This window comes from Streptomyces sp. NPDC002088 (assembly GCF_040296605.1).
Taxonomy (GTDB): domain Bacteria; phylum Actinomycetota; class Actinomycetes; order Streptomycetales; family Streptomycetaceae; genus Streptomyces.
Window position 1 is genome coordinate 428,730 of record NZ_JBEOXO010000004.1, and the last position, 24,956, is coordinate 453,685.

Here is a 24,956-nt window from a genome sequence, read left to right on the forward strand (position 1 = left end):
CCATGATGGGGCGGACGCTGTTCATCGACCCCGGACGCTGCATCGGCTGCCAGGCCTGCGTGTCCGGCTGCCGCGAGTGCGATTCGCACCGCGGCAGGTCCATGATCCATCTCGACTACCCGGACGAGGGCAGCTCGGTGGCCTCGCTCCCCACGGTCTGCATGCACTGCGAGGACCCCGTCGCCCCCTGCGCCGAGGTCTGCCCCGCCGAGGCCATCCTGATCACCGCTGACGGCGTGGTCCAGCAGGCCGATCCGACCCGCTGCATCGGGTGCAGCAACTGCGTCAACGCCTGCCCCTTCGGCGTGCCGAAGATCGACCTCGAAGCCAAGCTGCAGATGAAGTGCAACCTCTGCTACGACCGCACCTCGATCGGACTCGCACCGATGTGCGCGACGGTCTGCCCGACCGGGGCCCTGTTCTACGGGACCGTGGAGGAACTGCAGGCCGAACGCCCGGGTGTGGACGTCTCCAACTGGTTCGAGTTCGGTGATGTCCAGATCACCACGGGGGTGGCCATGGTCGTGCCGGCCGACAAGCGCGAAAAGCCGGTGCCTGGAGGAATGCCGGTGCTGCCTTTGGTAGCGGTCAACGGCCGCGATGTCAGCAACGACGGAGGACGGCCGTGAACGACCCTTCGGACCCGATGGACCACCCCGAACCCCGTCCGGACCGCCCCGGGCCGGAGCGCCCCGAGCCGGAGCACCCCGGAGCCGTGTCCAAGATCCCCGAATCGCAGCAGGCCCTCCGCGACCGGCTCAGCGCCGACTCGCTCACCTCCCGCCGGGACTACCTGCGGGTGATGACGACCGTCTCCGGCGGCCTGGTCGTCGGCAGCATCGCGGTCTCGGCCGGCGTGCTGCACCGGCACGGCGACGCGGAGGCGGCCGCGCTCCCCGAACTGCGCGTTGCGGGCCGGCTCGCGCGGGGCCAGGCAGTCACCTTCAACTACCCCGGTGAGCACGACCAGGCCATGGCGGTGAAACTCGCCGACGGCAGCGTGGTCGGCTACTCCACCGTCTGCACCCATCTGGCCTGCGGGGTGCTGTGGCGCGCGGAGCGCGGCGAGGAGGGCGAGCTGTACTGCCCCTGTCACGAGGGTTCCTTCGACGTTCGCACCGGGGCTGTGACCGGCGGACCGCCCCCGCGCGGCCTGCCCAAGGTACTCATGGCCGAACGTGCCGACGGGAGCGTCTGGGCGGTCGGCACCGCCTACTCCGACGAGCCCGTACGCGACGCCGCCTGCCGGCAGCTCAGCTCCGTACGCCCCGGCGTGGCCGGGGCGCTCTGCGACCGCAACCCGGGTAGCACACCATGACCTTCCCCCCTGAGTACCGCCCCGGCAGCGCCGAACCGCGGCTGAACAGGCCCGTCCCGGAGCGCTATGCGCAGATCCGTTCCACCAGCGGCTACGCCGATCCTCGTGTGGTCCACAGCGGCCCGGGGCCCGGGGCGGGCACCGAGCAGGAGCCCGAGCGGTCGGCCGTCCTCACGGCGCGCCTGCTGATCGTCCTCAGCGTGGTCGCCGGGCAGCTCTGGGCGCTGGGCGTCGGCGTCGACTCCTGGATGCAGGGCCACACCGGCGCCGCCTGGTGGTGCACCGGATTCGAGGCGCTGTCCTTCCTGATCGCCCTCGGAGCCTGGTCCTTCGGCCGACGCGACCGCTGACCCACGTCCTGCCCACTCGCTGTTCCAGCCCACCGTCCCGCTGACCATCCGCCGGGAGAAACACCATGACGGACCGCAGCACCACACTCCCCACGCGGGACGCAGGCCCGGGGGCCACCGGCCCGGGGGCCACGGCCTGGATCAACCTCGTTCTCGCCACCGTGGGCATCGCCGTCAACTTCTGGGCATGGGGCCTGATCAGCCCACTGGGCCCGACCTACAAGCAGCACCTCGACCTCAGCTCCTTCCAGCAGTCCCTCCTGGTCGCTGTCCCGGTGCTGGTCGGCGCGCTGGGCAGGATCCCGGTCGGCGCGCTGACCGACAAGTACGGCGCCCGGGTGATGGTCCCCACCATCAGCTTCCTCACGATCCTGCCGGTGCTGGCACTGAGCGTGGTGCACAGCTACTGGCTGCTGGTGGTGGTCGGCTTCTTCCTCGGCATCGGCGGCACCTTCTTCGCCGCGGGAGTTCCCTGGGTGAACGCCTGGTTCCCGCCCGAGCACCGCGGCATGGCCATCGGCATCTTCGGCATCGGCACGGGCGGCACCGCGATCGCGGCCTTCTTCACCGCGCGCTTCCTGCGCTGGTACGACAACACCAACACCATGTTCTATCTGGTCGCGGCGGTCCTGGCGGTCTACGGCGTGATCGTTGTGCTGGTGGCCAGGGACGCGCCAGGACGTCAGATCCCCGAGCAGCTCTTCGGCAGCCGGTTCCTCGAAGCACTCAAGCACCCGGCAACCCTTCCGCTGTCACTGCTCTACGCCGTGGCCTTCGGCGCCTTCGTCGCCATGGGCGTCTACCTGCCGACCTACCTCAAGGAGGCCTACCACCTGACCCAGGACGGCGCCTCCACCAGGGCAGCCGGCTTCACCGTGGTCGCGGTCCTCTTCCGCCCCCTCGGCGGAACCCTCTCGGACCGGATCGGCGCGGCCAAGGTCCTCATCTTCTCGTTCGGCACGCTGGGCGTCATGGCGGTGTGGCAGGCCTTCCAGCCTGCCCTCAGCCCCTGGTCGACCATCGCCTTCCTGGTCATGGCAGCGTGCGTGGGTATGGGCTGCGGCGGGGTGTTCCAGCTGGTCGCCGTCGTCACCCCGAAGGCCAAGGTCGGCACGGTCACCGGCCTGGTCGGCGCCGCCGGCGGCCTCGGCGGCTACTTCCCGCCCCTGGTCATGGGCTCCGTCTACGGCGGCACCGGCTCCTACTCCATCGGGCTGATGCTTCTCTCCGACTGCGCCTTCGCCGCCCTGGTCTACTGCGTCGCCAGGCTCCTGGGCCGCGACCGCAGGGACAGCCCCAACGCCTTCGGCAGCTGACCACGGCTCAGCAGGACGCGCCGGAGAAAGGGCGCCTGACCAGGACAACTGCCCGTCAGGTGCCCTTGGCGGTGTACTGGTCAGCCCGCGATGGAGTCCAGTTGCTCTGCCGCAGGGCGCAGGGCCCACAGATCGCCGCCCGGGGGCTCCTCCAGCAAAGCGACGGCCGTCTGAGCCCCGCGGTGGCCACCGGGCCTGACCCCCACGCGCCCGGCCGCACCGCCTGGTCACCGGGGCAGCTCCCCCCTCACCGCGAGCCGGCCGCATCATGTCGCAGCTCAGCGCGGCGCTGAGGGCCTTTGCCCGGTCGATCTGATGGAGTCGTGGTCCACGACCGATCTCCCCGAGGAGCACCCATGTCACGTTCGGTGGACGCCATCGTCGTCGGGTCCGGTGTCAACGGCCTGGTCGCCGCAGCCGAACTGGCCGCGGAAGGCTGGTCGGTGGCCCTGGTCGAACGCAACGAACGGTTGGGCGGGTTCATTGCCACCGAGCAGCGGACCCTGCCCGGATATCTGCACGACACCTATTCGTCGTGGCATCCGCTGTTCGTGTCCGGCGGCGCCTATGCCACCCTCGGTGAAGCCCTGCACCGCCACGGCCTGGAGTATCGCAACACCGACGGCTTCGTCACCGGCACCGTCACCGACGCCGGCCGTGCGGTCCTCGCCCACCGTGACGCACGTACGACGGTGGAAGGCTTCACCCACGCCTCGGATCGCGACAGCTACCTCGCCATGCTGCAGCGATTCCTCGACAACGCCGACACCATCGGCGGTTTCCTGGGCGGCGACCCACGCTCGGCCCGGACGCTGAAGTACGTCGGACAACTGCTGCGCCGGGAACGACTGACGGGCACGGAAGCGTGGCTACGGGCCACGGTCACCAGTGCCCGGTCGCACTGCCGTAGCCAGTTCCGCGGCGACGAGCCGGACCTGTTGTGGGCACCGTGGCTGCTGCACGCCGGGCTCTCGCCTGACCACGCCTCGGGCGGGTTGATGCTGCCCATCCTCGCCGCCACGATTCATGGCTTCGGCCTGCCCGTGGTGGCAGGCGGCGCCGTGAACTTCGTCCGGGCCTTCGAGGAACTGCTGAGGGAACTGGGCGTTGACATCCGCACGGGGCAACCGGTGGAGCGGCTCCTCCTGACGGACGGGAAGGTCACGGGTGTCGTCTGCGGCGGCGAGACCGTCCGGGCCGGCCACGCTGTCCTCGCCTCGGTGACCCCGAGCGCGCTGTACGGGGAACTGCTGCCGCCGGAGGCCCCGGTCCCACCCGCAGTCCGCGACCAGGCACGGCGATTCCGGTACGGGCGCGCCGCGATGCAGATCCACGTCGCTCTCTCCGCCCCGCTCACGTGGGAGGACGGACGCTTGGCAGCCGTACCGCTGCTGCACCTCAGCGACGGGTCGGCAAGTACCGCCATCGCATGCGCGGAGGCCGAGGCGGGCCTACTGCCACGCAGGCCCACGGTCGTCGTGGGGCAGCAATACGTTCTCGACCGGACGCGGGTGCCCGAAGGCGCCGCCGCGCTCTGGCTGCAACTGCAGGAACTGCCCTACGTGCCCGTCGGCGACGCGGCAGGCGAACTGAACGTCGCGGAAGGCTGGACGAGAGAGCTGACCGAAGGCTACGTCCGCCGGATCCTTGCCCGCGTGGCCCGGCACGCCCCCGATCTGTCGGGCAAGGTGCTCGGCTGGGACGCCGTGACCCCGACCGACCTGGCTTCCTACAATCCCAACGCGGTGAACGGCGACCCTTATGGGGGTTCCGCGGAACTCGACCAGAATCTGCTGTGGCGTCCGCTGCCCGGCGCCCCCCCGGCACGCCACACCGGTGCGAGGTCTGTGGCACATCGGCGCCTCAACACATCCCGGCCCTGGTCTCGGTGGCGGCTCGGGCCACATCGTGGCGCAACAGCTCATCCGTGCCAGGCGCCGGAGCGGCCGCCGCCGCTGACTGCCCCGTCCCTGATCGGTCCGGGGCTTTGCCTGGTACCCCCGCAGGATTCGAACCTGCTACGGCAGGCCCCAGGCCACCGGCTGGGCACCCTGCTGCACGAGCAGGTCGTTGGCCCGGCTGAACGGACGGGAGCCGAAGAAACCACGGTCCGCCGACATCGGAGAGGGATGCGCGGACTCGATCGCCGGAAGATCACCGAGCAACGGCCGCAGATTGCGTGCGTCACGCCCCCAAAGGACCGACACCAGCGGCTTGCCGCGCGCGGCCAACGCCCGGATGGCCTGCTCCGTGACCTCCTCCCACCCCTTGCCCCGGTGCGCACCCGGTTTGCGCGGGGCCGTCGTCAACGCCCTGTTGAGCAACAGCACACCCTGCTCCGTCCACGGCGTCAGATCCCCGTTCGACGGCCTGGACAGCCCCAGGTCGGAGTGCATCTCACGGAAGATGTTCTCCAGACTGCCCGGCAGGGAACGCACCTCGGGCGAGACCGCGAAACTCAATCCGACGGCCATCCCCGGCGTCGGGTAAGGATCTTGGCCGACGATCAGGACCCGAACGTCGTCGAACGGCTGCTGGAAGGCTCGTAGGACGTTCGCCCCGGCCGGAAGGTAGGTCCGGCCGGCCGCTATCTCGGCTCGGAGGAAGTCCCCCATGGAAGCAACGCGTTCGGCCACAGGTTCGAGAGCCTTCGCCCAGCCTGCTTCGACAAGTTCATGCAACGGTCTTGGTGCCACGGCACGTCACTCTACTGGTACGGGCCAACCCCCGACACAAACAGAGGGGGTCCCCACGTATGGACGCCGCGCCCGGCGCTAGTCTCCCTCCTCGTCGAAGTTTCTCGAGACGGTCAGGCAGCTCGCACAGCCGGCCACCGGACAGGAGGGGAACCCGTTGCGTCCAGTGGTCACGCCGGGGGGCGCCTCGCCCGGCCTGCTCGCCGTGGACTCCGGGGGTTCCGGGCTGCGCGTGGCCGTCGGGACCGTGGCGCGGGGCGCCCTGGCCCAGCGGGCGTCCGCGGAGCCGGTGCGCACCGGCGCACGGGGCATCGACCCGGAGCACCTGATGGAGCAACTGGTGCCCATGGTGCGGGCGTTGACTGCCGAGACCGGCGTCACGGGGCTGGGCGCGGCCGTCGTCGGGGCGGCCGGGCTGAGCACGCTGGGCGATGCGCTGCGGGCCGAGCTCCCGGGTGCGCTGGCGCGGGAGTTCGGGGTGCGCAAGGTCGCCCTGGCCGCCGACGCCATCACCGCCTACGTCGGCGCGCTCGGGCCGCGGCCGGGCGCCGTGATCGCCGCCGGGACGGGGCTGATCGCGGTCGGCACGGATCTCACGGGCTGGCGTCGCGCGGACGGCTGGGGACACCTGCTGGGCGACTGCGGCGGCGGCGCCTGGATCGGGCGGGCCGGCCTGGAGGCCGCGCTGCGCGCGCACGACGGCCGGCCGGGCGGATCGGCGCGACTGCTGGCCCGTGCCGAGGAGGAGTTCGGGCCGCTACCTGGACTGCCGGGCAAGCTCTATCCGCGCACCGACCGGGCCGCCGTCCTGGCGTCCTTCACACCCCGGGTGGCCGCCTGCGCGCACGACGGCGACCCCGTCGCCGTGGACATTCTGCGCGCGGCCGCTCGGCACATGGCCGAGTCCGCGGCCGCCGTGTGCCCGGCTTCGGGCAAGCCCCGAGTCGCCCTCACCGGCGGCCTGTTCAAGATGGGCGACCCCCTCCTCGTACCCCTGGAGAACGAACTGGCACAAAAGCTGCCGCACGCACGGCGGGTGCCGGCCGACGGCGATCCACTGCACGGCTCGGTCCGTATGGCCATTGACCTGGCAACAGACGCGCTCACCCTGCCGAGTGACGGGACAATGCTGTACGTGGTCACCAAAAAGGGGATTACTCCGTTCGAGGACAAGTCGCCCGGAAAACACGCTGATCACTTCTGATGCGTACGTAACTCATCAGACAAAAGCGGACGGAAACCGCTCACCTGCACCCTCCCCGAACAAGGGAGCCCAGTAAGCCAGTAACATGCGGCGCCATGAGCTCCCCCACTGGGCCCGCGTCCGGCCTGCCTGTACGAATGCCGCGCCCCCGCCAGCCCGGGCGGCACCGCCGACCCGAGCCGTTGGCGGCCCCCGAGGGCGCGCCCGCGCTTGTCCTGGCGGTGCCGGGCACGCCCGGCACCGCCACGCGCGGCCTCGCCGAGGAGGTCGTGAGCATCGCCCGCTCCGAGCTCCCCGGCCTCGACGCCCGGATCGGGTATCTCGACGGGGACGACGCGGAGTTCCCGACCCTGCAGTCCGTGCTCGCGCGCGCCGCCGACGAGCGCACCGCCCGCTATGAGCAGGCCCTCGCCGCCGGCCTTGAGGTCAAGGAGCCCGACGGCCCGGTGGCCGTGGTCGTGCCGCTGCTGGCCGGTCCGGACAGCGCCCTGCTGCGCCAGGTCCGCCAGGCCGTGATGGAAAGCCGGGTCGCGGCCGAACTGACCGACGTCCTCGGCCCGCACCCGCTGCTCGCGGAGGCGCTGCACGTACGCCTGTCCGAGGCGGGTCTGGCCCGCGCGGACCGCGCCCGCCTGTTCACCGTGGCGACCGCCGCGGACGGCATCATCCTGGCCTCGGTCGGTGGCGAGGAGGCCGTGCAGGCGGCCGGGATCACCGGCATGCTGCTCGCCGCGCGTCTGGCCGTGCCCGTGATGGCGGCGGCCCTGGACCAGGAGGGTTCGATCGCGTCCGTCGCCGAGCAGCTGCGCTCCTCGGGCTCGCAGCAGCTGGCGCTGGCGCCGTACCTGATCGGTCCGGAGATCGACGCCTCCCTGGTCGAGGACGCGGCCAGGGAGGCGGACTGCTCCGCCGCCGAGGCGCTCGGCCCCTACCCGGCCATCGGCAAGCTGGCCCTGGCCAAGTACACGACGGCCCTGGGCATCGCCCCGCAGCAGCCGCAGGGCACGCCGGTCCGCTGAGACGGACACAGGACGGCGATACGCCGAGAGGGCCCGCTCCGCACGCCGGAGCAGGCCCTCTCGGCGTATGCGGGGTGCCCCTCCGAAACTCAGCCGAGGACCACGCAGGACGCCGCCGGCACCTCGATGGCGCCGCCGCGCCGCGGCAGCCCCGTCCCCGGGTCGACGGCGAACCAGGTGACGTCGCCGGAGCGCTCGTTCGCCGCGTACAGGAAGCCGTCCGACGCCGCGATGGCGCGGGGCCAGTGCCCGCCGCAGGGAACCGTGCCGACCAGCCGCATCCCCTCCCCCTCGACGGCGAGCACGGAGAGTACGTCCTCACCGCGCGTGGCGGTCCACACGAAACGGCCGTCGGGCGAGACGGCGATGCCTGACGGGTAGGCGTCCCCGACCGGGGCGCCGGGCAGCACCGGGGTCTCGGCCAGCGGCTTCAGCACGCCGCTCGCGGCGTCCCACTGGCAGACGGTGACGGTCGGCGTGAGTTCGTTGAGTACGTAGGCGTACGAGCCGTCCGGGTGGAAGGCGAGGTGCCTCGGTCCGGAGCCGGGGCGCAGCGCGGTCTCCCGGTGCAGTACGGGCGCGCCGTCGGTCAGCGTGCACACTCGCACCGAGTCCGTGCCGAGGTCGACGCTGACGGCCCACCGCCCGCTCGGGTCGGGCTGCACCTGATGCGCGTGCGGGCCCTGCTGGCGGCGCGTGTGCGGACCGGAACCGGTGTGCTGCAGGACCCCGGACGCGGCGGAGGCGAGGGTTCCGTCGGGACTGACGGGTACGGCGGTGATACTGCCCGAGCCGTAGTTGGCGGTCAGGACGTGTCCGTCGAAGACGCTGAGGTGCGTGGGGCCGCTGCCGCCGACCAGGACCGGCGGCCCGGTCTGCGTCACCTTGTCACCGTCCACGCGGTACGCGGCCACCGCGCCCTCGGCCGTCTCGCTGACCGCGTACAGGGTGGCCCCGTCGTGCGACAGGGCCAGGTAGGAGGGGTCGGGTACGCCGTCCACGCTGCTCAGGACCGTCAGCGCGCCGCTGTCCGCGTCCACGGCCGCTGTCACGAGCCCGCGGCCTCCGGCCGCCGTGAACGACCCGATGAACGCCCGCCGCTGCCGCCTGCCGCCGTCTGCCACCGCTGTCCCCTCTCGTCGCGCGCACCTGTCGGACGCGACGGTAGCAGTCGATCACCAGCGGTCTAGACCAGAACGCCGGTCATGTCGCGGCTGGGCGCGGGGAGATCGAGGCGGGCCTCTCAGGCCCCGACCAGCGGCGAGCCCGACGGCGCGCGCAAGGGCGCGGCGAGTTCGGCGAGGGCGCGTTCCAAGCCGTGCAGGTGGGCCAGCGCGGGCTCTGCAACGGGCGGGTGGGCGGTGGCGGAGAGCGGCTCCGCGTCGTCGGCGCCGCGCTGTGTGAGCGCCTCCACCGCGGCCTCCACGCGCCAGCACGCGGCAGCCAGTCGGGCGTCGTGGGAGGCCTCCGGGTCGGCGGCGACGGCGACCAGGCCGCGTGTCTCGCGGGCGCACTCGTCGAGCAGGGCGAGCACCTGGCGGGCGCGCCGCTTGCGGCCGAGCATCGGGTTCAGCGGGTGCACGAGCGGGGCCACCGAGAGCCGTACCCGGCCGAGCAGCTGGTCCAGTTCGGCGACGCGCCGGCCCGGGTCGGCGTGGTCGGCACCGGAGAGACGGGCGGCGGCTTCCGCGGTGCACGCGTGGACGCAGCGCAGGGCGCGCTGGATCCAGGCGTCGGTGACGGTGTGGGTGGTGACGGGCAGGACGAAGAGCACGGCCAGGACGGCACCGAGTGCGCCGACGCCGGTCTCCGCGAGCCGCAGCGCGAGCAGGCCGGGGGTGAGTACGCCGAGCAGCCCGTAGAGCAGCTCGGCGAGGAGCGTGACCCAGAGCATCATCCAGGTGTAGGAGACGGCGGCCGTGTAGAAGACGCCGAAGACGCAGACGGCGACGAGTGCGGCCGTGGGCACCGCGGCCCCGCTCACCGGGACGGCGACGAGCAGGCCGAGGCCGATGCCGATCACCGTGCCGAGGACGCGCCGGAAGCCGCGTACCAGCGTCTCGCCGCGCGAGGCGGTGTTGACGAAGATCCACCAGGTGGCGCCGACGGCCCAGTACCAGCGCTGCCCGGACACCAGCTGGCCCACGACCAGCGCGAAGCCCGCGCCGGCGGTGGCCTGGATCGCCTGGCGCGTGGTGACGCGGGCCAGCCCGGTGCCGCCGGGCGGGGCCGGCACGGCGGCCGCCGGGAGGCGGCGCTCATAGCACCAGAGTCCGAAGCGCACCGCGGCCGCGACGAGGACGGACAGGACGACGGCGGCGTACAGCCGGGGCAGCTGTCCGGTGGTCGCGTGCAGGAACTGGGCGATGAAGAAGGTCATGAACGCGAACACGCCCAGGCTGTGACCGCGCGGCCCCCAGCGGCGCGCGTACACGCCCGCGCCGACCACGGCGAGGAAAGTGAGGTCGCGGGCCACGGGATGGTCGTGCAGGACGGCCGCCGCGGCCAGGACGGGCAGGCCGACGGCGGGCAGCAGCGCGGTGGTGACCGCCTGTCCGCGGACCGTCGCGTCCGCGACGGTGAACAGGGCGAGGAGCGCGGCGAGCCCCCCGGTGACGGTACCCGCGAGGGAGTGCCCGGCCAGTCCGCAGCCGACGACCGCGAGACCGATGCCGAGGACCGCCCGCGCGGCGAAGCGCAGCCGCACCCGCCCCGGGTCCGGAGCCGTGAACACCTTCTTCAGCACTGTTTCCCCGCCCCGTCGGACATCGGCATGAAAAAGGCGCCGCGGGATCCGCAGCGCCATCGACGTGTCCATAACAGCATCGCTGCCGCCACTGGCTCAAGCGACCTCTGTTCGACTGGGCCATTGGTGCAGTCACAGCAGCCGCGGCCGGTCCCCGGCAGAGCCAACGGACCATGTCATCCGGTCCACCCCAGCTGCGTCTTTCTGGGCCATTGGTACAGTCGGTGATGATCAACGAATACGGACGAGGAGGCCGGGCGTCATGGCCGTGGACGAGCTCGACACCCGCATCCTGCGGCTGCTGCTCGAACAGCCGCGCACCAGTGTGCGCGAGTACGCCCGCATCCTCGGGGTCGCACGTGGCACGCTCCAGGCCCGCCTCGACCGGCTGGAACGCGACGGCGTGATCACCGGCACGGCCCCGGCACTCTCCCCCGCCGCACTGGGCCACCCGGTCCTCGCGTTCGTGCACATCGAGGTCACCCAGGGCCATCTGAACGACGTCGGCGAGGCCCTTGCAGCCGTACCGGAGATCGTCGAAGCCTTCTCGATCACGGGCGGCGGAGACCTCATCACCCGGGTCGTGGCACGCGACAACGCCCACCTGGAGGACGTGATCCAGAAGCTGATCAGCCTGCCCGGTGTCGTCCGCACCCGCACGGAGGTAGCGCTGCGCGAGCGCGTGCCGCACCGGTTGCTGCCGTTGGTGGAGTCGATCGGCCGCACGGCCAGGAGGTGACGCCACGCCATGAGCGGACTCGACACCATCGCCGTCGTCTTCGACCTCGACGGAACGCTCGTGGACAGCGAGCCGAACTACTACGAGGCGAGCCGGCGGACCCTGGCAGAACACGGCATCCGGGACTTCACCTGGGCGGACCACGAGCGGTACGTCGGCATCAGCACGCGGGAGACGGTCGCCCTCTGGCAGGAGCGGTACGACCTGACGGCCCCGGTCGACGCGCTCCTCGCCGCCACGAACCGCCGCTACCTCGAACTCGCCCGCGCCTCCACTCCCGCGTACCCGCAGATGCGCGCGTTCGTCGAACTGCTCGCCGCCGACCGCGTCCCGCTGGCCGTGGCCTCGGGCTCCTCGCCGGAGGCCATCGAGGCGATCCTCGCGGGGACCGGCCTGGACGCCTTTCTCCACACCGTGGTGTCGGCCGACGAGGTCGCGCACGGCAAGCCCGCCCCCGACGTCTTCCTGGAGGCGGTCCGCCGCCTGGGCGCGGCCCCGGCCGACTGCGTGGTCGTGGAGGACGCCGCCCCCGGCGCCGCCGCCGCGCACGCGGCCGGGATGCGCTGCATCGCTGTCCCGTACATCGCCGCCCAGGCCGACGACCCCGGGTTCGCCGCGGCGGACCTGCTCGTGCGGGGTGGGCAGGGAGAGTTCACGGCTCGGGGGGCGTACGACTGGCTGGTGCGGTCGGCAGCGAGTTCCGACACTTTCTGAACTCGTCAGCCCCGTTGACGCTCCCCCGCCCCGTACCTATCGTCTCGGGCGGACACCCGAACGGCGTTCGTAATATCGAACGATACGGATTCATGGAGGAGCACACATGGCACCGCCCCTCTCCAGACGAACCCTGCTCCAAAGCGCGGTGCTCGCCGCCGCCGTACCCGGCGTCACCGCCACCGCGGCCGCCCAGGCATCGGCGGCCACGCTCCCCGCACCGTCCTCGTGGGCGCTCCAGCCCTTCGCGCTCGAGGACGTGGCACTCGGCCCCGGCATCTTCACCGACAAGCGGGAGCTGATGCTCGATCACGCCCGCGGCTACGACGTGAACCGGCTGCTCCAGGTCTTCCGCGCCAACGCCGGCCTCTCCACGCTCGGCGCGGTGGCGCCCGGGGGCTGGGAGGGCCTGGACGGTGAGGCCAACGGCAACCTTCGCGGTCACTACACCGGCCACTTCCTGACCATGCTGGCGCAGGCGTCGGCGGGCACCGGGGAGCAGGTGTTCACGGAGAAGATACGGTCGATGGTGGGGGCGCTGACCGAGGTGCGCGAGGCGCTGCGCCGCGACCCGGCCGTGCTGAGCGTGGCCGGGAGGTTCGGGACGGGCGCGGAGCACGTGCGCGGCTCCTACCAGTACGTCGACCTGCCCGCCACCGTACTCGGCGGCGCCCCGTCGATCACCCTGTCCGCCTGGGTGAAGCCCACACACGACGGCGCCTGGGGCCGGGTCTTCGACTTCGGCAACGACACCACCCGGTATCTGTACCTGGCCGCACGCAACGGCAGCGGTGTGCCGCGCTTCGCCATCACGACCGGCGGAGCGGGCGGCGAGCAGGGGCTCAACGGCACCGCCGCGCTGCCGCTGAACGAGTGGAGCCATCTCGCGGTGACGATCGCGGACGGCACCGGCACCCTCTACGTCAACGGCACCGCCGTGGCCCGCAACACGGCGATGACCCTCACCCCGGCCGCCCTCGGCACCCTCACCAACAACTGGCTCGGCCGCTCGAACTACTCCGCCGACCCCGTCTTCGCGGGCGCCTACGACGAGTTCAACGCCTGGTCACGCGCCCTGACCGCCGCCGAGATCACGGAGTTGCAGGACGCGCGGGCCGCCGAGACGGCTGCGGGGCGCGGTGACCTGGCGTCGTACGACTTCGACGAGACCACGGGTGGCACCTTCGCGGACTCCTCCGGCCGGGACCTCGCCGCCACCCTGCGCCGCACCTGGGGCGGGCCCAGTCACCCCGGGTTCCTCGCCGCGTACCCGGAGACGCAGTTCATCCTGCTGGAGTCGATGACCGGCAGCGACTACACGAGGGTGTGGGCGCCGTACTACACCGCGCACAAGATCCTCAGAGGACTGCTGGACGCCTACCTCGCCACCGACGACGAGCGCGCGCTCGACCTGGCGTCCGGCATGGGCGACTGGATGTACGCACGGCTGTCCAGGCTGCCCGAGGCCACGCTCCAGCGGATGTGGGGCCTCTTCTCCAGCGGCGAGTTCGGCGGCATCGTCGAGGCGATCTGCGATCTGCACGCCCTCACCGGCCGGCCCGAACACCTCACGCTGGCCCGGCTGTTCGACCTCGACCGGCTCATCGACGCCTGCGCCGCCGACACCGACACGCTCGGCGGACTGCACGCCAACCAGCACATCCCGATCTTCACCGGACTCGTCCGGCTGTACGACGCGACGGGCGAGGCGCGCTACCTCACCGCGGCGAAGAACTTCTGGGCCATGGTCGTACCGCACCGGACGTACGGCATCGGCGGCACCAGCACCGGTGAGTTCTGGAAGGCACGGGACGTCATCGCGGGGACGATCAGCACCACCACTGCCGAGACGTGCTGCGCGTACAACATGCTCAAGCTGAGCCGGATGCTGTTCTTCCACGAGCAGGACCCGGCGTACATGGACTACTACGAGCGGGCCCTGTTCAACCAGGTGCTCGGCTCGAAGCAGGACAGGGCGGACGCGGAGAAGCCGCTCGTCACGTACTTCATCGGCCTCACGCCCGGCCATGTCCGCGACTACACGCCCAAGCAGGGCACCACCTGCTGCGAGGGCACGGGCATGGAGAGCGCCACCAAGTACCAGGACTCCGTGTACTTCAAGAAGGCCGACGACAGCGCCCTGTACGTCAACCTCTACAGCCCGTCCACGCTGACCTGGGCGGAGAAGGGCGTCACCGTCACGCAGACGACCGGCTTCCCCCGGGAGCAGGGCAGCAAGCTCACCGTGAAGGGCCGTACCGCCGCCTTCGAGCTGCGGCTGCGGGTGCCGTCCTGGGCGACGGCCGGATTCCGGGTGACGGTCAACGGCCGTACCGTCGACGGCACTCCGACGCCCGGGAGCTACTTCACGGTGTCCCGGACGTGGCGCGACGGCGACACCGTGCGCGTGTCCCTGCCCTTCCGGCTGCGGGTCGAAAAGGCCCTGGACGACCCGTCCCTGCAGACCCTGTTCTACGGCCCGGTCAACCTGGTCGCCCGCGACCCGGCCACCGGCTACCTGGAGTTCGGCCTGTACGGCAACGCCGCCCTCTCGGGCGACCTGCTGCCCTCACTCACCCCCGTGACCGGCGCCCCGCTCCACTTCACGCTCGACGGCACCGAGTTCGCCCCCTTCTTCGAGGGGACCGAGGATCCGACCCATGCGTACTTCCGGCGCTCGGAACCACGCGTGGTCTTCGGCACCGCCGACTCCGGCGTCGCGAACCCCGTGAAGGCCGACGGCACGAGCCTGCTGGACGAGATCTGGGCCGGGGCGCCGTTCCACGGCAAGGGTGCGCTGGTGGCGCGGGTGCGGTCGACGGTGGACGCGTGGGTGTCCGCCGGCCTGCTCGGGCAGGCCGACGGGGAGACGGTGGTGCGTACGGCGCGGACGGCGTCGTACGCGCACTGACGTCCGGGCTCGGGCCGAGGACGAGGCCGGGGCTACGACCGGCGGCGGGGCCGGCCCCGCTTGGCGCCGCCGCTGCCGCCGGCCTTCGGGCTGCCGGAGCGGCTGCCGCGCGCGCTGCCGCCGGTCTTCTTACCGGTGCCGCCGGTCGACTTCCCCGTCGTCGGCTTGCGCCGTGCGCCGCCCGTCTCGCCGCGCTCGCGCTTCGGCTCCGGCGGTGGCTGGGTGCGGCCGCGGGTGCTGTTGACCGTCCGGCCGCGGACGATGCCGATGAAGTCCTCGACGAGCTCGGTGGTGGTGTCCTCCGGCCAGGACAGGACGACACTCGACTGAGGAGCGTCGGCCACCGGCCGGAAGGTGAGGTCCCGGCGGTGGTGGAGGCGAGCCAGCGACTGTGGCACGACCAGGACGCCCACGCCCGCCGCCACCAGCTCCACGGCGTCCTCCGTGGTCGCGGGGCGCTCGAAGGCGGGCTGTCCCGGTGGCCGCTCCCAGCCGAGGACGTCGTCGAGGGGGTGGAAGACGACCTCGTCCGCGAGGTCCTCCAAGGTCACCTCGTCCGCCGCCGTGAGGAGGTGGTCCTTGGGGACCACGACCACGGTCGCCTCGGTGTAGAGGGGGATCGCGCTGAACACCGTACGGTCGACCGGGAGCCGCACGACGCCCGCGTCGGCGTCGCCGCCGCGCAACACATCGGATGCCTCGGCGGCCGGTACCTGGAGGAGGACCAGGGGGATGTCGGGCAGGCGCTCGTTCCAGATCCGCACCCACTTGGCGGGTGTCACCCCGGGGACGTACGCGAGCCGGAACGATGGGGATTCTTCCGTGCCTGTCACCCCGCCAGGCTACCGGCTGTGGTCGGATGTCTCGTCCCGGGCCGATAGTCTGGACAGTATGAAGTCGCACCAGACCACCCAGACGATGAAGCCCGCCACGGCGGCGAAGAAGCTGGGTGTGTACCTCCCCGCCACCCCCGCCGCGTTCCAGGAGGGTGTCGTCACGCGCGCCGAGCTGAGCGAGCTCCAGACCAACCCGCCCGAGTGGCTCCAGGAACTGCGGCGCAACGGCCCGCACCCCCGTCCGGTGGTCGCGGCGAAGCTGGGCGTGTCCATCGCGGGCCTCGCGCGCGGCGGGGTCACGGAGGCCCTCACCACCGAGCAGATCGACGCGCTCAAGGACAGCCGGCCGGAGTGGCTGGAGAAGGAGCGCTCCACCCAGGCCGAGGTCCGCAAGGAGACGGCCCGCCTCAAGAAGCGGAACGCGGAACGCGCCGAGCAGGAGCAGGGACCTCGTTCCTGAACGGAGTTGAGTGTGGCTCGCCCCCGACGACGTTCTCAACCGTGACGTTCGTCCAGTAGTTGCCGTCCGGCTCGAAGCCGGACGCGCGGTCCCTGCCACTCCTCGCGAACTCGCCGGCGTCAACGTCCTTTACGCGGGCGCCCCGCTCAGCTTCCCGGAGCGCCGGCGCGCAGTCCGTCCATGACGAGGTCCAGGAGGCGTCCGGCGCGCGCCTGCCAGTCGCTGTCGGGGTCGATCTGCCAGAGGCCGGCGATGGCGAGGATGAAGTCCTCGGGGGTCATCCCGGGGCGGATGGTGCCGGCTTCCTCGTTCGCCTTGAGCAGCAGCGCGACGGCCTCGCTCAGCGGGCCGTGCCCCGGCTTGGCCGCGCCGCCGGGCGCGCTGGTCGCCCTGCGCATCGCGTCGGCCAGGCCGGCCTTGGCCATGGCGAACCGGGCCAGGCGGTCCATCCACTCCCGCAGCGCCTGCTCAGGTGCGCGGGTCTCCAGCAGCTGGGGCGCCGCGTCGGCGACCTGTTGCATCTCGTAGCGGTAGACCTCGAGGACGAGGGCATCTCGACTGGGGAAGTTGCGGTAGAACGTCCCCTGCCCGACGCCCGCCTTCTTCGCGATCGAGCTCAGCGGAACATCTGCCGAGCAGGTCAGCTCCGCCAGCGCCACATGCAGGATGCGCTCGCGATTCCGTTGCGCGTCCGAGCGCAGAGGCGCGTCCTTCTTGTCCTGGCTCTTGTCCTGCACCCGTCCCCCTTCCGGGAATCACGGCATGGCCCGCCTTGCTAAGCGGACAGCTGTCCGCTAGGTTCACAGCTACCGGACAGCTGTCCGTTTAGGTTCACCATAGCGCCGGACACGCCTGCGCGGATGGCCGGAACCGACCGTTCGCCGACCGGCATTGTCGCGCACCGTGCACACCCGCAGGATTCCCAGCCCCATCCGTCGCCACGTACAGCGCCATCTCGTTCGACTTCGACGCGCACCACCCACGCGAAAGAAGGCTGATCATGGCCCCATCGACGTCCAGCGTCATCACCCTGCACATCAACGGCGAGAAGTACACGCTGCCCGTCGACCACCGCACCACCCTGCTCGACGCGCTGCGCGAGCGTCTCGATCTCACCGGCTCCAAGAAGGGCTGCGACCAGGGCCAGTGCGGCGCCTGCACGGTGCTGCTCGACGGCCGCCGGGCCGTCTCCTGCCTCCAGCTCGCGGTGGCCGCCGAGGGACGCGAGATCACCACCATCGAGGGAGTGGCGGACGGTGACCGGCTGCACCCCGTGCAGCAGGCGTTCCTCGACCTCGACGGCTACCAGTGCGGCTACTGCACACCGGGGCAGATCTGTTCGGCCCTCGGGGTGATCGAGGAGCACGCGGCGGGCTGGCCCAGCGCAGTCACCGCCGACGTGCGCCCCGAAGCGGGTGCGCCACCGCTGAGCGCCGACGAGATCCGGGAGCGGATGAGCGGCAACCTGTGCCGGTGCGGCGCCTACGTGTCGATCGTCCAGGCGGTCGCCCGGGCGGCCGAGGCACAGGCCGGCGAGGCTCGTACGGCCAAGTCCGAGGAGGCGGCAGCATGAGGGAGTTCGGCTATCAGCGCGTCTTCGACGTGTCCGGCGCGGTCGCGCTGCTCGGCGCCGACCCCGACGCGCGCTTCCTCGGCGGTGGCACCAATCTCGTCGACCTGATGAAGACCGGCGTGGAACGGCCCGCGCGGCTCGTCGACGTACGTGAACTTCCCCTGGACCGTGTCGAGTCGGCGGCGGACGGCAGTCTGCTCATCGGCGCGACCGTCACCAACAGCGACCTCGCCGCCCACCCCGAAGTGCGGCGCCGCTACCCGGCGTTGACGCAGGCCGTGCTGGCCGGTGCCTCGGGGCAGCTGCGCAACATGGCCACGGTCGGCGGGAATCTGCTCCAGCGCACCCGCTGCGGTTACTTCACGGACGTCACCAAGCCGTGCAACAAGCGGCTGCCCGGCAGCGGTTGCCCCGCCCTCACGGGCGAACACCACAATCACGCCGTCCTCGGCGCCTCCGAGCATTGCGCGGCCACCCACCCCTCCGACATGGCGGTGGCGCTGGCCGCGTTCGACGCGGTCGTCTCGTACGAAACGGCGGACGGGCCGGGCGAGTTGCCGCTCGCGGAGTTCTATCTGCCGGTGGGCGACACCCCGCACCTGGAGACCGCCCTGCCGCCCGGCGCGCTGATCACCGGCATCACTCTGCCGCCCGCGCCGGTGGCCGCCGTCTCGCGGTACCGGAAGGTGCGCGAGCGCGCGTCGTACGCGTTCGCGATCGGCTCGATCGCCGCCGCGCTCGACGTCCAGGACGGGGTCGTACGAGAGGTGCGCCTCGCCTTCGGGGCGGTCGCGTCCCGACCGTGGCGGGCCCGGGAGGCCGAGCGTGCCCTCACCGGGAGGCCGGCGACGGCCGAGTCCTTCGCGGCCGCCGCGGACGCCGAGCTGGCGGCCGCCAGGCCGCTGCCCCACAACACGTACAAGGTGACGCTGATGCGCAACCTGGTCGTGGCCGTACTGACCGAGCTCACCGAGGAGACCGCCCGATGACCACGACGCCCCAGGCCACCACCCGGCCGGCGGGCGCCGTCGGAACCGCGCACACCCGCGTGGAGGGCCGGGACAAGGTCACCGGAGCGGCCCGCTACGCCGGAGAGATCCCCTTCGACGGACTGGCCCACGGCTGGCTGGTGGCGTCCACCGTTGCCCGCGGCCGCATCCGCTCGGTGGAGGCCGAGCCCGTCCTCGCGATGCCCGGCGTCCTCGCCGTGCTGCGCCATGGGAACGCGCCCCGCATCACCACCGACTACGAGGGCGTCGTCGGACGTCCGGACCCGGCCCTCGGGATCTTCCAGCACGACCGCGTGCCGTACGTGGGCTGGCCGGTGGCGCTGGTCGTGGCCGAGACGTCCGAGCAGGCCAGGGAGGCCGCCGAGGCGCTGGTGATCCAGTACGACGAGGAGCCGCACGACGTCGCGTTCTTCGCCGGGCGCCCGGGTCTGTACACGCCGGAGGATTCCCGCTTCGTACAGGCGAAGGCGGTGAAGGGCGATGTGGATGCCGAACTGGCCGCGTCCGCCTTCGTCGTGGACGCGGAGTACACCACGCCGGAGGAGTACCACAGCCCGCTGGAGCCGCACGCTGCGACGGCTCACTGGGACGGCGGGCGACTCGACGTCGTCGACTCCAACCAGAGCACCGTCTGGGTGGCCGACGAGCTCGCCAAGCTGTTCTCCCTCGACCCGGCCTCGGTCCGGGTGCGGTCCGAACACATCGGCGGCGGCTTCGGCTCCAAGGGGGTCCGCCCGCACCAGGTGGCCGCCGTGCTGGCCGCGACCGTCCTGCACCGCCCGGTCCGCGTGGTACTGACCCGCCGTCAGATGTTCTCGCTCGTCGGCTACCGAAGCCCCACGGCGCAGCGGGTCAGGCTGGGCGCCGACCCCGACGGGCGGCTGCGCGCGCTGGACCACCAGGCGCAGAGCGTCACCTCGACCGTGCACGAGTTCGTCGAGGGGAGCGCGATGCCGGGGCGGGTGCTGTACGACGCCGCCGCGCACCGCACCACCCATCGGCTGGTACGCCTCGACGTGCCGACCCCGACCTGGATGCGCGCGCCCGGCGAGGCGCCCGGCTCGTTCGCGCTGGAGTCCGCGCTCGACGAACTCGCCGAGAAGTGCGGCCTCGACCCGATCGCGCTGCGCGCACGCAACGAACCCGAAGTGGGCCCGGTGTCCGGGCTGCCGTTCAGCAGCCGCAATGTGCTCGCCTGCCTCGAGGAGGGCGCCCGCAGGTTCGGCTGGGCGGAGCGGGATCCGCGTCCCGGTGTGCGCCGCGAGGGGCGCTGGCTGCTCGGGACGGGAACCGCGGCGGCCACGTACGGCGCGGGGGTCGGCCCGTCCACCGGCGCGGTGACCGCCGAGGCGGACGGCACCTTCACCGTCCGCATCAACGCGGCGGACATCGGGACCGGGGCGCGGACCGCGCTGACCCTGATCGCCGCGGACGCGCTGGCGGTGGCGCCGGAGCAGGTCCGCGTGCACATCGGGGACAGCGACCTCGGCCCGGCGATGTTCGCCGGCGGCTCGATGGGCACCCGCTCCTGGGCGTGGGCCGTGCTGCAGGCGGCGGGCGAACTGCGGGAGCGGCTGGCCCTGAGCGACGGCATTCCGCCCGAGGGGATCACCGTGCGATCGGACACCTCCGCGTCCGTCAGCGCCCTCGCGGCGAAGGAACGGCACTCCTTCGGGGCGCAGTTCGCCGAGGTCGCCGTGGACGTGACCACCGGCGAGGTACGCGTACGGCGGATGCTCGGCGTCTTCGCCGCCGGCCGGATCGTCAACCCGCTGACCGCGCGCAGCCAGTTCGTCGGCGGGATGATCTGGGGACTGTCCATGGCCCTGCACGAGGAGGGCTACCGCGACCCGGCGTCGGGCGGCCAGGTCGGCGCCGACTTCGCGGGCTACCACTTCGCCGCGAACGCCGACGTACCGGATATCGAGGCGCACTGGGTCGACGACCCGGACCCGGACGACCCCGTCGGGATCAAGGGCATCGGCGAGATCGGCGTCGTGGGCAGCGCTGCCGCCGTCGCCAACGCGGTCTGGCACGCGACCGGCGTACGCCACCGGCACCTCCCCATCCGGCCCGACCGGGTCCTGTCGGCGGGCGCCGCGGCGGAGGGCGAACGGGAGTGGGGCCGGGGCGATGCTTGACATCGCCGACGAGCTGAACCGCTGGGCCGACCAGGGCCGGGACTTCGCCGTCGCCACTGTCGTGGCCGTGGGCGGCAGCGCACCGCGCGGACCCGGCGCCGCCCTCGCCGTCGACAGCGAGGGCACGGCCATCGGCTCGGTCTCCGGCGGCTGCGTGGAAGGGGCGGTGTACGACCTGTGCGTGCAGGCTCTGCGGGACGGCGAGACGGTCCGCGAACGGTTCGGCTACAGCGACGAGGACGCCTTCGCGGTGGGGCTGACCTGCGGCGGGGTCATCGAGGTCCTGGTCACGCCCGTCACTGCGAGCACGCCGGACAGGAAGGTGTTCGAGGCGGTGCTGTCGGCCGCCGCCCGGAGCGAGGCGGTGGCCCTCGCCCGCGTCGCACGGGGCCCGGTCGAACTCCTCGGCAGCGCCCTGCTCGTACACCCCGACGGATCGTACGAAGGCGGTCTCGGCGGCCACGCGCAGCTGGACCGGACGGCGGCGGCCGAGGCCCGGGCCATGCTCGAGGTCGGCCGCAGCGGCACGACCGGGCTCTCGGAGGACGGATCGCACTGCCCCGGCGGCCTGACCCTGCTCGTCGAGTCGAGCGTGCCGCCGCCCCGGATGATCGTCTTCGGTGCCGTCGACTTCGCGGCGGCGCTGGCGCGCACGGGCAAGTTCCTCGGCTACCACGTGACCGTGTGCGACGCCCGACCGGTCTTCGCCACCCGGGCCCGCTTCCCCGAGGCCGACGACATCGTCGTCGACTGGCCGCACCGCTACCTCCGGCAGACCGCGACCGACGGCCGCACGGTCCTGTGCGTGCTCACCCACGACGCCAAGTTCGATATCCCCCTGCTGGAGGTGGCCCTGCGCCTGCCGGTCGCCTTCGTCGGCGCGATGGGCTCGCGCCGCACCCACGAGGACCGCGACCGGAGACTGCGGGAGGCCGGCCTCACCGAGCGGGAGGTGGCCCGGCTGCGCTCTCCGATCGGCCTCGACCTCGGCGCCCGTACGCCCGAGGAGACTGCCCTGTCCATCGCCGCCGAGATCGTCGCGGCACGTCACGGCGGCTCCGGTGTGCCCCTGACGGGCTCCGCGATGCCGATCCACCGGGGCAGCAGCCTGTGCACGGATGGCTGTGATCCATTCTCGGACACCCGCGACCCACATTCTCGCGATTGTGAAATAATCCGATAGGCCCGATGAAAGGTTACTTTCGTGACCAAGGGAAAAAGCGGGACTGATTACGAGAGCATTCGGATCGACCGCACAGGTCAGGCCGAGGCCTTCGACGCGATCGGCGACCGCTACGACGAGGCCTTCCCGCACAAGGAGGGCCAGGTTTCCGCCGGCGAATGGCTGATCGCATCCTTGCCGAGCGGATCCCGCGTGCTGGACCTGGGCTGCGGCACCGGGCTGCCGACCATGCGCCAGATGACGGACGCCGGCTTCGAGGTCGTCGGCGTCGACCTGTCCCCCGGCATGGTGGAACTCGCCCGGGAGAACGTCCCGGCCGCCACGTTCCACCGACTGGACCTCGCCGACCTCAGGCCGGGCGGCCCCGGCGACCTGGGCCGCTTCGACGCCGTCGCGGCCTTCTTCTCCCTACTGATGCTGCCGCGCGCCGAGATCCCTCTCGCGCTGCGCACGGTCCACCACCTGCTGGTTCCGGGCGGCCTGTTCGCCCTGTCGATGGTGGAAGCCGATGTGGACGACTTCTCCATCCCGTTCCTCGGAAACACGATCCGGGTCTCCGGTTACCTGCGGGAGGAGCTGAACCAGATCATCGAGACCGGAGGCTTCGACATCGTCAAGGAGTCGTCCTACACCTATGCCCCGGCGGTCACCGACGTCCCACCCGAGGAACAGGTGTTCCTCTGCTGCCGACGCCATGACTGACCACGCACGAGCCGTCACCACGGACCGCGGCACCCCCTGAACGGGACGAAACGCGTGACGAAGCACCGCACTTCTCATGAAGGCCCCGCCCAGGCCGGCCGGCGGTCCGGCGGCCTGCTGGGCGGGACGGAGGAGCGCGCCGTGGCGGCACACCCCCCGGCCCCGCTGCCGGTCGGCACCGAACCACAGACCGACCGGCTTCGGTATCTCGACGTGGCGACCCGGCGGATCGCCGGCGGGATGGACCTGGACGAGACTCTCCGGGAACTGCGCCGGGCGGCCGTTCCCGCGTTCGCGGACGTCATCTTCATCCATCTGGATGACCCGTTGCCGGTCGGGGACGAGAAGTCGGCCGTCCCCGACGTTCTGCGACTGCACAGCACGGACCGGGCACCGGAGCCGCCGAAGAACACCGAACGGTCCCTGATATCTCTGCGGCAGAGTGTCCCCCCGCGCTCGGGCGTTGCCGAACGCGTGCATCTCGCTGTCGCCGGCCCGCTCTCGCGGCTGCTGCTGACCGGGCGGCCGGCGTTCGGCGACGCGCCGGGGATCGCGCCCGCGGTGTCCGAGCTGCTCGGGCCCGTGGCCGGCGCGCCGGGCACTCTCCCGCCGGGCCGCAGACTGATCATCGCTCCGCTGAACGGCCGCCGCCACGTCGTGGGCACCGTCGTGCTGCTGCGCCGCCGCGACCGGCCCGCGTTCACCTGCGACGACCTGCTCGTCGCCGCACAGCTCGCGACGCACACCGCCCTCGGCGTCCAGAAGGCGGTGATGTACGGACACGAGGCCTCCGTGGCGGACACGCTCCAGCGCACCATGCTCCCCTCGTCGCTGCCCGAGCCCACCGGTGTCCGGTTGGCGAGCAGGTACCTGCCCGCCTCGAAGACCGCCCAGGTCGGCGGCGACTGGTACGACGCGATCCCGTTGCCGGGCAACCGCGTCGCCCTGGTCGTCGGCGATGTCATGGGCCACTCCATGACGTCCGCCGCGATCATGGGTCAGCTGCGCACCATCGTGCAGACCCTCGCCGGGCTCGACCTGCCCCCCGACGAGGTCCTGCACCACCTCGACGAACAGGCCCAGCGCCTCGGCAGCGACCACATCGCGACCTGCCTCTACGCGATCTATGACCCGATCTCGCAGCGGCTGCTCATGGCGAACGCCGGCCACCCGCCCGCACTGCTTCTCCAGCCGGACGGCCGCGTGGAGGTACTGCGGGTCCCGCCGGGCGCCCCGATCGGCGTCGGCGGCGTCGTCTTCGAGTCCGTGGAGATGGCCGCACCCACGGGGGCGACCCTTCTGCAGTACACCGACGGCCTCGTCGAGTCCCGCGACAGGGACGTGTGGTCGGGCGTCGAGGCCCTGCGCGCCCACCTCCAGGCCCCACCCCGGACCAGAGCCCAAAGGCTCGCCGCCCCCTCGCTGGAATCGCTGTGCGACCAGATGCTGGGCACCCTGGGGCCGAGCGCCCGGGACGACGACATCGCGCTGCTCGCCACCCGGTTCGAGGGCTTCCCCGCGGACAGTGTCCGGTACTGGTTCCTGGAGCCCCACCCGCTGACCGCGGGGCAGGCCCGCACGCTGACCCGCAGGACACTTCGGCTCTGGGGTCTGGAATCCATGCTCGACTCGACGGAACTCATGGTCAGCGAGGTCGTGACGAACGCCGTGCGCTTCGCTACCCGGCCCATCTCGCTGCGCCTGCTGCGCACCGACGTGCTGCGCTGCGAAGTCACCGACGACTCACCCCAGGTGCCCAGGATGCGGCGTGCCGCGCTCTTTGACGAAGGCGGCCGCGGCCTGTTCCTGGTCGATCAACTCGCGCGGCGCTGGGGGTCGACGAGGCTGAGCAGGGGCAAGGTCGTCTGGTTCGAGCAGCAGATCCCGAAGAAGTGACGGCCGGACCGGCCTCGAGACGCTGCCGCCGCATACGACGTTCTGGCGGGCGGCGCACTCGAACGCGTCCCGGCAGCAAACCCCGTCCCCGCACAGCACACCGCCCGCATCACGACGATCGCGATGCGGGCGGAAGCGGGTG

21 protein-coding genes and 1 pseudogene are annotated in these 24,956 nt (G+C 72.0%); 17 read left to right on the plus strand and 5 right to left on the minus strand.

Going from position 1 to position 24,956, the window contains the following annotated elements:
• The first annotated feature begins 2 nt into the window (after positions 1–2).
• The 5 genes and pseudogenes from ABT114_RS11930 to ABT114_RS11950 form a co-directional block, all read left to right on the plus strand.
• On the plus strand, positions 3–629 hold the full coding sequence (locus tag ABT114_RS11930; RefSeq protein WP_351141293.1) for a 4Fe-4S dicluster domain-containing protein: 627 nt from the start codon (positions 3–5) through the stop codon (positions 627–629).
• Positions 626–1,318, plus strand: a complete 693-nt coding sequence (locus ABT114_RS11935) for a QcrA and Rieske domain-containing protein (RefSeq protein WP_351141295.1) — start codon at positions 626–628, stop codon at positions 1,316–1,318. The genes ABT114_RS11930 and ABT114_RS11935 overlap by 4 nt, the downstream gene beginning before the upstream one ends.
• Complete coding sequence (locus ABT114_RS11940; protein ID WP_351141297.1) at positions 1,315–1,668, plus strand: hypothetical protein; 354 nt, start codon at positions 1,315–1,317, stop codon at positions 1,666–1,668. The genes ABT114_RS11935 and ABT114_RS11940 overlap by 4 nt, the downstream gene beginning before the upstream one ends.
• Positions 1,669–1,733: 65 nt before the next feature.
• Positions 1,734–2,984, plus strand: coding sequence for an MFS transporter (locus ABT114_RS11945; RefSeq protein ID WP_351141299.1), 1,251 nt, complete (start codon positions 1,734–1,736; stop codon positions 2,982–2,984).
• 356 nt (positions 2,985–3,340) lie between these two features.
• Positions 3,341–4,630, plus strand: a pseudogene (locus ABT114_RS11950) (phytoene desaturase family protein); the annotation flags it as partial.
• Positions 4,631–5,002: 372 nt separating this feature from the next.
• Here the strand turns inward: ABT114_RS11950 and ABT114_RS11955 are convergent.
• Positions 5,003–5,680: a uracil-DNA glycosylase gene (locus ABT114_RS11955; RefSeq protein ID WP_351141378.1), complete on the minus strand. Its 678-nt coding sequence runs from the start codon at positions 5,678–5,680 to the stop codon at positions 5,003–5,005.
• 157 nt (positions 5,681–5,837) lie between these two features.
• Here ABT114_RS11955 and ABT114_RS11960 point away from each other — a divergent pair, with 157 nt between their 5' ends.
• Positions 5,838–6,884: an N-acetylglucosamine kinase gene (locus tag ABT114_RS11960; RefSeq protein WP_351141301.1), complete on the plus strand. Its 1,047-nt coding sequence runs from the start codon at positions 5,838–5,840 to the stop codon at positions 6,882–6,884.
• A 95-nt stretch (positions 6,885–6,979) separates the two neighbouring features.
• On the plus strand, positions 6,980–7,903 hold the full coding sequence (locus ABT114_RS11965) for a sirohydrochlorin chelatase (protein ID WP_351141303.1): 924 nt from the start codon (positions 6,980–6,982) through the stop codon (positions 7,901–7,903).
• A gap of 89 nt (positions 7,904–7,992) precedes the next feature.
• Here the strand turns inward: ABT114_RS11965 and ABT114_RS11970 are convergent, their stop codons facing one another.
• Positions 7,993–9,027 (minus strand): lactonase family protein, encoded by a 1,035-nt coding sequence (locus ABT114_RS11970; RefSeq protein ID WP_351141305.1) that lies wholly within the window; start codon positions 9,025–9,027, stop codon positions 7,993–7,995.
• A gap of 119 nt (positions 9,028–9,146) precedes the next feature.
• Entirely contained in the window at positions 9,147–10,649 is a 1,503-nt protein-coding gene (locus tag ABT114_RS11975) for an FUSC family protein (RefSeq protein WP_351141307.1), read from the minus strand.
• Between the two features lie 262 nt (positions 10,650–10,911).
• Between ABT114_RS11975 and ABT114_RS11980 the strand changes: the two genes are divergently transcribed.
• From ABT114_RS11980 to ABT114_RS11990, 3 genes are all read left to right on the plus strand, one after another.
• Positions 10,912–11,388, plus strand: a complete 477-nt coding sequence (locus ABT114_RS11980) for an Lrp/AsnC family transcriptional regulator (protein ID WP_351141309.1) — start codon at positions 10,912–10,914, stop codon at positions 11,386–11,388.
• Between the two features lie 9 nt (positions 11,389–11,397).
• Entirely contained in the window at positions 11,398–12,102 is a 705-nt protein-coding gene (locus ABT114_RS11985; protein ID WP_351141311.1) for an HAD family hydrolase, read from the plus strand.
• 106 nt (positions 12,103–12,208) lie between these two features.
• On the plus strand, positions 12,209–15,013 hold the full coding sequence (locus ABT114_RS11990) for a beta-L-arabinofuranosidase domain-containing protein (RefSeq protein ID WP_351141313.1): 2,805 nt from the start codon (positions 12,209–12,211) through the stop codon (positions 15,011–15,013).
• Between the two features lie 32 nt (positions 15,014–15,045).
• On the opposite strand, the gene ABT114_RS11995 is transcribed toward ABT114_RS11990, so the two are convergent.
• Positions 15,046–15,846 carry a LysR substrate-binding domain-containing protein gene (locus ABT114_RS11995; RefSeq protein ID WP_351141315.1) on the minus strand — a complete coding sequence of 267 codons (801 nt, stop codon included), beginning with the start codon at positions 15,844–15,846 and terminating at the stop codon, positions 15,046–15,048.
• Positions 15,847–15,904: 58 nt separating this feature from the next.
• Between ABT114_RS11995 and ABT114_RS12000 the strand changes: the two genes are divergently transcribed.
• On the plus strand, positions 15,905–16,309 hold the full coding sequence (locus ABT114_RS12000; RefSeq protein ID WP_351141317.1) for a DUF5997 family protein: 405 nt from the start codon (positions 15,905–15,907) through the stop codon (positions 16,307–16,309).
• Positions 16,310–16,455: 146 nt separating this feature from the next.
• On the opposite strand, the gene ABT114_RS12005 is transcribed toward ABT114_RS12000, so the two are convergent.
• Positions 16,456–17,046 carry a TetR/AcrR family transcriptional regulator gene (locus ABT114_RS12005; RefSeq protein WP_351141319.1) on the minus strand — a complete coding sequence of 197 codons (591 nt, stop codon included), beginning with the start codon at positions 17,044–17,046 and terminating at the stop codon, positions 16,456–16,458.
• A gap of 263 nt (positions 17,047–17,309) precedes the next feature.
• Here ABT114_RS12005 and ABT114_RS12010 point away from each other — a divergent pair, with 263 nt between their 5' ends.
• The 6 genes from ABT114_RS12010 to ABT114_RS12035 are packed head-to-tail and all read left to right on the plus strand — an operon-like array spanning position 17,310 to position 24,814.
• Positions 17,310–17,882, plus strand: coding sequence for a (2Fe-2S)-binding protein (locus tag ABT114_RS12010; protein ID WP_351141321.1), 573 nt, complete (start codon positions 17,310–17,312; stop codon positions 17,880–17,882).
• On the plus strand, positions 17,879–18,871 hold the full coding sequence (locus tag ABT114_RS12015) for an FAD binding domain-containing protein (protein WP_351141323.1): 993 nt from the start codon (positions 17,879–17,881) through the stop codon (positions 18,869–18,871). Before ABT114_RS12010 ends, ABT114_RS12015 begins: the two co-directional genes overlap by 4 nt.
• Positions 18,868–21,033 carry a xanthine dehydrogenase family protein molybdopterin-binding subunit gene (locus ABT114_RS12020; protein ID WP_351141325.1) on the plus strand — a complete coding sequence of 722 codons (2,166 nt, stop codon included), beginning with the start codon at positions 18,868–18,870 and terminating at the stop codon, positions 21,031–21,033. Before ABT114_RS12015 ends, ABT114_RS12020 begins: the two co-directional genes overlap by 4 nt.
• The gene (locus ABT114_RS12025; protein WP_351141327.1) at positions 21,026–22,216 is read left to right on the plus strand and encodes an XdhC family protein; all 1,191 of its coding nucleotides are present in this window, start codon (positions 21,026–21,028) and stop codon (positions 22,214–22,216) included. Before ABT114_RS12020 ends, ABT114_RS12025 begins: the two co-directional genes overlap by 8 nt.
• Positions 22,217–22,237: 21 nt before the next feature.
• The gene (locus tag ABT114_RS12030) at positions 22,238–22,918 is read left to right on the plus strand and encodes a class I SAM-dependent DNA methyltransferase (protein ID WP_351141329.1); all 681 of its coding nucleotides are present in this window, start codon (positions 22,238–22,240) and stop codon (positions 22,916–22,918) included.
• A gap of 54 nt (positions 22,919–22,972) precedes the next feature.
• The gene (locus ABT114_RS12035; RefSeq protein ID WP_502988307.1) at positions 22,973–24,814 is read left to right on the plus strand and encodes a SpoIIE family protein phosphatase; all 1,842 of its coding nucleotides are present in this window, start codon (positions 22,973–22,975) and stop codon (positions 24,812–24,814) included.
• Positions 24,815–24,956: the final 142 nt, after the last annotated feature.

Bases quoted from the DNA above. Each gene is read 5' to 3' on its own strand.
- ABT114_RS11930 (WP_351141293.1), top strand. From the start codon at position 3: ATGATGGGGCGGACGCTGTTCATCGACCCCGGACGCTGCATCGGCTGC.
- ABT114_RS11940 (WP_351141297.1), top strand. From the start codon at position 1,315: ATGACCTTCCCCCCTGAGTACCGCCCCGGCAGCGCCGAACCGCGGCTG.
- ABT114_RS11945 (WP_351141299.1), top strand. From the start codon at position 1,734: ATGACGGACCGCAGCACCACACTCCCCACGCGGGACGCAGGCCCGGGG.
- ABT114_RS11965 (WP_351141303.1), top strand. From the start codon at position 6,980: ATGAGCTCCCCCACTGGGCCCGCGTCCGGCCTGCCTGTACGAATGCCG.
- ABT114_RS11980 (WP_351141309.1), top strand. From the start codon at position 10,912: ATGGCCGTGGACGAGCTCGACACCCGCATCCTGCGGCTGCTGCTCGAA.
- ABT114_RS11985 (WP_351141311.1), top strand. From the start codon at position 11,398: ATGAGCGGACTCGACACCATCGCCGTCGTCTTCGACCTCGACGGAACG.
- ABT114_RS11990 (WP_351141313.1), top strand. From the start codon at position 12,209: ATGGCACCGCCCCTCTCCAGACGAACCCTGCTCCAAAGCGCGGTGCTC.
- ABT114_RS12000 (WP_351141317.1), top strand. From the start codon at position 15,905: ATGAAGTCGCACCAGACCACCCAGACGATGAAGCCCGCCACGGCGGCG.
- ABT114_RS12010 (WP_351141321.1), top strand. From the start codon at position 17,310: ATGGCCCCATCGACGTCCAGCGTCATCACCCTGCACATCAACGGCGAG.
- ABT114_RS12015 (WP_351141323.1), top strand. From the start codon at position 17,879: ATGAGGGAGTTCGGCTATCAGCGCGTCTTCGACGTGTCCGGCGCGGTC.
- ABT114_RS12020 (WP_351141325.1), top strand. From the start codon at position 18,868: ATGACCACGACGCCCCAGGCCACCACCCGGCCGGCGGGCGCCGTCGGA.
- ABT114_RS12025 (WP_351141327.1), top strand. From the start codon at position 21,026: ATGCTTGACATCGCCGACGAGCTGAACCGCTGGGCCGACCAGGGCCGG.